The following is a 5,095-nucleotide window of genomic DNA, read 5'->3' as shown; positions in this document are numbered from 1 at the left end:
GACATAGGGGATGAAGGAAATCAGCCCGGCGAACAGGCCGATGAGGATGCCGAAGTTCAGTCCGGTCAGCGTCAGCCCGGTGGCATACATGGCGCCCAGCACCAGGCACAGCGTGCCCTGGCCACGCACGAAGCCTGCCGTGGCGGTGTTGATGTCCCGTGCGATGGCGCGCACGGTCTGGACGTTGTCGCGTGGCACCCAGCCGTCGATGACCGCCACCATGCGGTCCCAGTCGAGCAGCATGTAGAAGGCGACCACCGGTGTCACCACGAACAGGCTGACCACAGAAACCAGCGCCATGCCGGAACTCCACAGCGAGGTGAAGACGGTGGTGACAAAACCGAAGCCGGAGGTCAGCAGCGAATTCAGCCCGTCGCGCAAGCTATTGGCGTTGACGCCGAACTTCTGCTCCAGCCATTTCGGATCGAACGAGGTGATCAGGCTTTGCAGCCGGGTCAGATATTCCGGCAATTTGCCGGCGAAATCGGCCATCTGCGTGGCCAGAACCGGAATGAGGATGACAAAGGCCAGGACCAGCACGATGAGGAAGGTGATGAGGATGACCACCGTCGCCATGAAACGCGACAGGCCGAGCCGCTGCAGCCGGTCGGCAACGGGATCGAGGAAATAGGCAAGCACCATGCCGGCGACGAAGGGCAGCAGGATGGCGCTGAAGACATAGAGGAAAAGCGCCAGCAGCGCGGCGCCGGCCAGCCAGAAGAAGATCTGGCGGCGAAAGGTCGCGGACGCGGCGATGTCGGCGGCCGCGGCCTCGATCGCCGCCGCTTCTGTCTCGGATGTCCGGAGTGGAGCCTTCGTCATGTCAGCTCATGTGCCTCAGCCAAGTCACGAGATAGGCTGCGGCCGAAGCCACGGTCAAGACCCCGGACAGCAATATGAGAACCGGCCTCAGCGGGTCGAGATGAACCGACAGGGCAAGCTCACCCAGCACAACCGCCGCCAGCACGATCTGGATGGCGGTGTTGGCCTTCGACACGAAAAGCGGTTTCATCTCGACCGGATGGGCCATGACGGCGGACAGCAGGACCGCGCAGACGATCAACGCGTCGCGCGACACCATGGTGACGACCAGCCACAGCGGCAATTGCCCGATGAGGCCCATGACCACGAACACCGAAACCAGCAGCAGCTTGTCGGCGATCGGATCGAGATAGGCGCCGAGCGTGGACTGCTGATTGAAACGGCGGGCGATGAAGCCATCGACGCCGTCCGAAATGCCGGCGACGAGGAACCCGGCAAAAGCCCAGTCCCAGCGCGCCTGCAGCATCGCCAGCACCACCGCCGGCACCAGGACAAGGCGCAGGATGGTGATCAGGTTGGGGATGGTCAAATGCCTGGCACCTCCTCTTGGTCGGAGATAGATGATGAAGATGGCGGGTGGCAACAAGGGAGGAGCTGCCGATCTCCCCGCACGGGAGCGGCCTTCAGCTTGGCTTTCGCCAATCACGAGCGCCTGTACGTGCGCGCTGTCCACGGTTTTGTAGGCCGAGATGGCCGTTATCCTTGCGGACAGAAACCGTTCATGCGAAGAGCCCGCGACAAGGAAAATTGCTGAACGGGCACCAGAAATGAGCAAGCGCGACGTGAACAAGCGCAAGAACGGGCTCACCTATGCCGAGGCCGGTGTCGATATCGATGCCGGCAATCTCATGGTCGAGAAGATCAAGCCGCTGGTGCGCGCGACGCGCCGGCCGGGCGCCGATGGCGAGATCGGCGGTTTCGGCGGCCTGTTCGACCTCAAGGCGGCCGGGTTTACCGATCCGGTGCTGGTGGCGGCCAATGACGGCGTCGGCACCAAGCTCAAGATCGCCATCGATGCCGGCAAGCACGACACGATCGGCATCGACCTCGTCGCCATGTGCGTCAACGACATCGTCGTGCAAGGTGCCGAACCGCTGTTCTTCCTCGACTATTTCGCCACCGGCAAGCTCGATCCCGACCAGGGTGCCGCGATCGTCGGCGGCATTGCCGAGGGCTGCCGCCAGGCCGGCTGCGCGCTGATCGGCGGCGAGACCGCCGAGATGCCCGGCATGTATCACGGCAACGACTACGACCTCGCCGGCTTTGCGGTGGGTGCCGCCGAACGCGGCCAATTGCTGCCCACCGATGACATTGTCGAAGGCGACGTGCTGCTGGGCCTGGCTTCCTCCGGCCTGCACTCGAACGGCTATTCGCTGGTGCGCCGCATCGTCGCCGTCAGCGGTCTGTCGTGGAGCGATCCGGCACCGTTCAACGACGAGGCCACTCTGGCCGAAGCACTGCTCGAGCCGACCCGCATCTACGTCAAGTCGATTCTCAAGGCGATCCGCAACACGCATGGTATCAAGGCGCTCGCCCACATCACCGGCGGCGGCTTCCCGGAAAACATTCCACGCGTGCTGCCCAAGGATTTTTCGGCCGAGCTCGACCTCGAGGCGATCGACGTTCCTCCCGTGTTTTCGTGGCTGGCCAAGACCGGCGGCGTGGCGCCGGAAGAAATGATGCGCACCTTCAATTGCGGCATCGGCATGATCCTGGCGGTCGCGTCCGGCCAGGCAGCGCAGGTCGCGGCCGTGCTACAGGAAGCCGGCGAGACGGTGACGCCGATCGGCCGCATCGTGCCGCGCCGCGACGCAGGCGTCATCTATCGGGGTTCGATCGGCCTATGAGCGCGCAGAGGAAACGCACCGTTGTCCTGATCTCGGGACGCGGCTCCAACATGACCGCGCTGATTGCCGCGGCCAGCGACCCGTCGTTCCCGGCCGAGATCGTCGGTGTCATTTCCGATAAGGCGGATGCCGCCGGGCTCGGCATCGCCAGGGCGCGCGGCATCGCCACGCAGGTCGTCTCACGTGCCGACCACGGCAGCAAGCAGGCGCATGACGCCGCCATCGACGCGGCCCTTACCGCCTTCAACGCCGAGATCGTGGCGCTGGCCGGCTATATGCGCATCCTCAGCCCCGGCTTCGTCCAGAAATGGCAGGGCCGCATGATCAATATCCACCCTGCCCTGCTGCCGGCCTTCAAGGGGCTCGACACCCATGCGCGCGCGCTGGCCGCCGGCATCCGCATCCATGGCTGCACCGTGCACTTCGTCACCTCCGAGATGGATGACGGCCCGATCATCGCACAGGCAGCCGTGCCGGTGATGGTCGGCGACACCGCCGATACATTGGCAGCCCGCGTGCTGAAGACCGAACACCGGCTCTATCCGCTGGCGCTGGGGCTGGTCGCCGAAGGCAAGGCGCGCATGGAGTCCGGCCGCACCGTGCTTGCCCACTTTGCCGACGATGCCGACAACGGCACCTCGGTGGTGATGGCCCCGGATCCGCTGCGCGAGGAAGCCGACCTCGAGCATCTGGCGCGCATCACGCCTTGAGCTTAGAGCGGCGATGAAACAGCTTCTCCTGCTTCGTCACGCCAAATCCAGCTGGGACGACCCTGATCTCGATGATTTCGACCGGCCCTTGGCCGAACGCGGAGTGAAGGCAGCCCGGTTGATGGGGCGCGAGCTTGCGACGCGCGGCTGGCTGCCGGACCTGGCGCTGGTGTCGGCGGCGCTGCGCACCCGCGACACCTGGCGGCTTGTGGCGGCGGAATTGCCCGTCCCGCCCCAGGTCGCATTCCTCAAGGCGCTGTACGATGCTTCAGCGGCGGACATTCTGAGCCAGATTGGTCAAACCGACGCTTCGAGCGGCAGCTTGCTGGTAATTGGCCACAATCCGGGCCTGGAGCAGTTGGCCAGACAGCTTGCCGGGCCGGGGTCAGACGCCAAGGCGATCGCAAGACTTGAGGAAAAATTCCCGACGGGAGCCCTCGCCCGGGTGGTCTTCAAAGGCGATTGGTCCGTCGTGTCCCCCGCCCGGCTGACACATTGCTTGCGGCCCAAGGACCTGGGCCCGCGGCCGAAGGACCTGGGCTAGTGTCCATGGCAGGTGCGGCGGGTCAAGCCCGCCGCACATCCGCTTGAGCCGTCAGTTTCCCCAGTTGCCCTGACCGGATTCCGGCTGGACCGAATCGGGCGTCAGCGTGAGGTCGCGGTGCTTGACCTGCCTGTGGGTCGAAGCCGTGTAGCTGTGGTCGACATTGACCGCGTGCGAGGTGACGGCCGGCTGATTGACATTGTCCGAACCATAGTTGTCGCTGCCGGCAAAAGCGGCACCAGTGGCAACGAGGATGGCGGCGGCGGCAAGAGCGATCCTGTTCATTCTATTTACTCCGGTATTCCTGATTCTGTCCGTCTAGTGGCGTGCCCCTGGGGAGGAAATTTCGCGTCGCTCGGACAACCTCGATCTGGGTTTTTCGTGCGCCGACTTCCAATCACGAAGACGTTCCCTCACGCGCGGCATCGGGACCTCGAACGTCGGCCAAGGGATTGAGCTCACCCTGTTTTATCAGTTTATCTCAGACGCTTACAAGGAGGGTGCCTGACGCATGATGCGGCGGTTCATCGAGCCAGCGCTCGCCATCCGTTCACGATTCGTCAACATAAATTGAACCAGCTGGTTCGATTTACGATCGGCGCTCCGACACCGATGCCGTCGGCCGAAATCCTGCTCATGCATAAAAAACAAGAGCGGCGGGCAAGGCCCACCGCTCTTTGTGGTCGCAGACTTCAGAAATCAACGACCCCAGATGCCCTGACCCGACTGAGCCGGCACGTTGGCATTGGCATCACCCTGCGTCTTTACGGACTTCGGGATCGAGCCGGTGTGCGTGGTGTCGATGTCGGACACGGACTGGTTCGCAACAGGCTGGTTGGCATTGTAAGAGCCGTAGTTGTCGCTGCCGGCAAAAGCGGTGCCCGTGGCAACGAGGATGGCGGCGGCGGTGAGTGCGATCTTGGTCATTTTAGTTACTCCTGAGTTCAATGTTGGGTCGATATCGGCAGTCGCGATTAGCGGCCGAAGAGGTTGCGGTCAGCGCCCTGCGAAGCGGGGGCCTGGACGGTTTGCGTCGACTTGGAGATCGAAGCAGTGGCCGACTGGTCGACGGTGACGGCAGGCTGATTGGCGTTGGCCGAGCCATAATTGTCGCTGCCGGCAAAAGCAGTGCCCGTGGCAACGAGGATGGCGGCGGCGGTAAGAGCGATCTT

General features: G+C 63.8%; 8 protein-coding genes. 3 read left to right on the top strand and 5 right to left on the bottom strand.

The genetic code is table 11. The annotated features are described in order from the left end of the window. On the bottom strand, positions 1-822 hold an 822-nt coding region (locus tag ENZ75_RS20250; protein ID WP_164887888.1), incomplete at its 3' end, for an AI-2E family transporter. A 1-nt stretch (position 823) separates the two neighbouring features. Next, on the bottom strand, positions 824-1,351 hold the full coding sequence (locus tag ENZ75_RS20245; protein ID WP_013532444.1) for a CDP-alcohol phosphatidyltransferase family protein: 528 nt from the start codon (positions 1,349-1,351) through the stop codon (positions 824-826). A 238-nt stretch (positions 1,352-1,589) separates the two neighbouring features. Here ENZ75_RS20245 and purM point away from each other — a divergent pair, with 238 nt between their 5' ends. The 3 genes from purM to ENZ75_RS20230 are packed head-to-tail and all read left to right on the top strand — an operon-like array spanning position 1,590 to position 3,923. After that, positions 1,590-2,669 (top strand): phosphoribosylformylglycinamidine cyclo-ligase, encoded by a 1,080-nt coding sequence (purM, locus tag ENZ75_RS20240; RefSeq protein WP_013532445.1) that lies wholly within the window; start codon positions 1,590-1,592, stop codon positions 2,667-2,669. After that, positions 2,666-3,379, top strand: a complete 714-nt coding sequence (gene purN / locus ENZ75_RS20235; protein ID WP_013532446.1) for a phosphoribosylglycinamide formyltransferase — start codon at positions 2,666-2,668, stop codon at positions 3,377-3,379. The genes purM and purN overlap by 4 nt, the downstream gene beginning before the upstream one ends. 13 nt (positions 3,380-3,392) lie before the next feature. After that, on the top strand, positions 3,393-3,923 hold the full coding sequence (locus ENZ75_RS20230) for a histidine phosphatase family protein (RefSeq protein ID WP_013532447.1): 531 nt from the start codon (positions 3,393-3,395) through the stop codon (positions 3,921-3,923). A gap of 51 nt (positions 3,924-3,974) precedes the next feature. On the opposite strand, the gene ENZ75_RS20225 is transcribed toward ENZ75_RS20230, so the two are convergent. The 3 genes from ENZ75_RS20225 to ENZ75_RS20215 form a co-directional block, all read right to left on the bottom strand. Next, positions 3,975-4,208 carry a DUF680 domain-containing protein gene (locus tag ENZ75_RS20225; RefSeq protein WP_013532448.1) on the bottom strand — a complete coding sequence of 78 codons (234 nt, stop codon included), beginning with the start codon at positions 4,206-4,208 and terminating at the stop codon, positions 3,975-3,977. A 414-nt stretch (positions 4,209-4,622) separates the two neighbouring features. Next, positions 4,623-4,850 carry a DUF680 domain-containing protein gene (locus ENZ75_RS20220; protein WP_013532449.1) on the bottom strand — a complete coding sequence of 76 codons (228 nt, stop codon included), beginning with the start codon at positions 4,848-4,850 and terminating at the stop codon, positions 4,623-4,625. Between the two features lie 47 nt (positions 4,851-4,897). Further along, the coding region (locus ENZ75_RS20215; RefSeq protein ID WP_128278268.1) for a DUF680 domain-containing protein at positions 4,898-5,095 on the bottom strand (198 nt) is incomplete at its 5' end.

Source organism: Mesorhizobium sp. M7A.F.Ca.CA.002.04.1.1, from assembly GCF_004022805.1.
In the GTDB taxonomy this organism is placed as follows: domain Bacteria; phylum Pseudomonadota; class Alphaproteobacteria; order Rhizobiales; family Rhizobiaceae; genus Mesorhizobium; species Mesorhizobium ciceri.
This window is presented reverse-complemented; position numbering and strand designations above follow the sequence as displayed.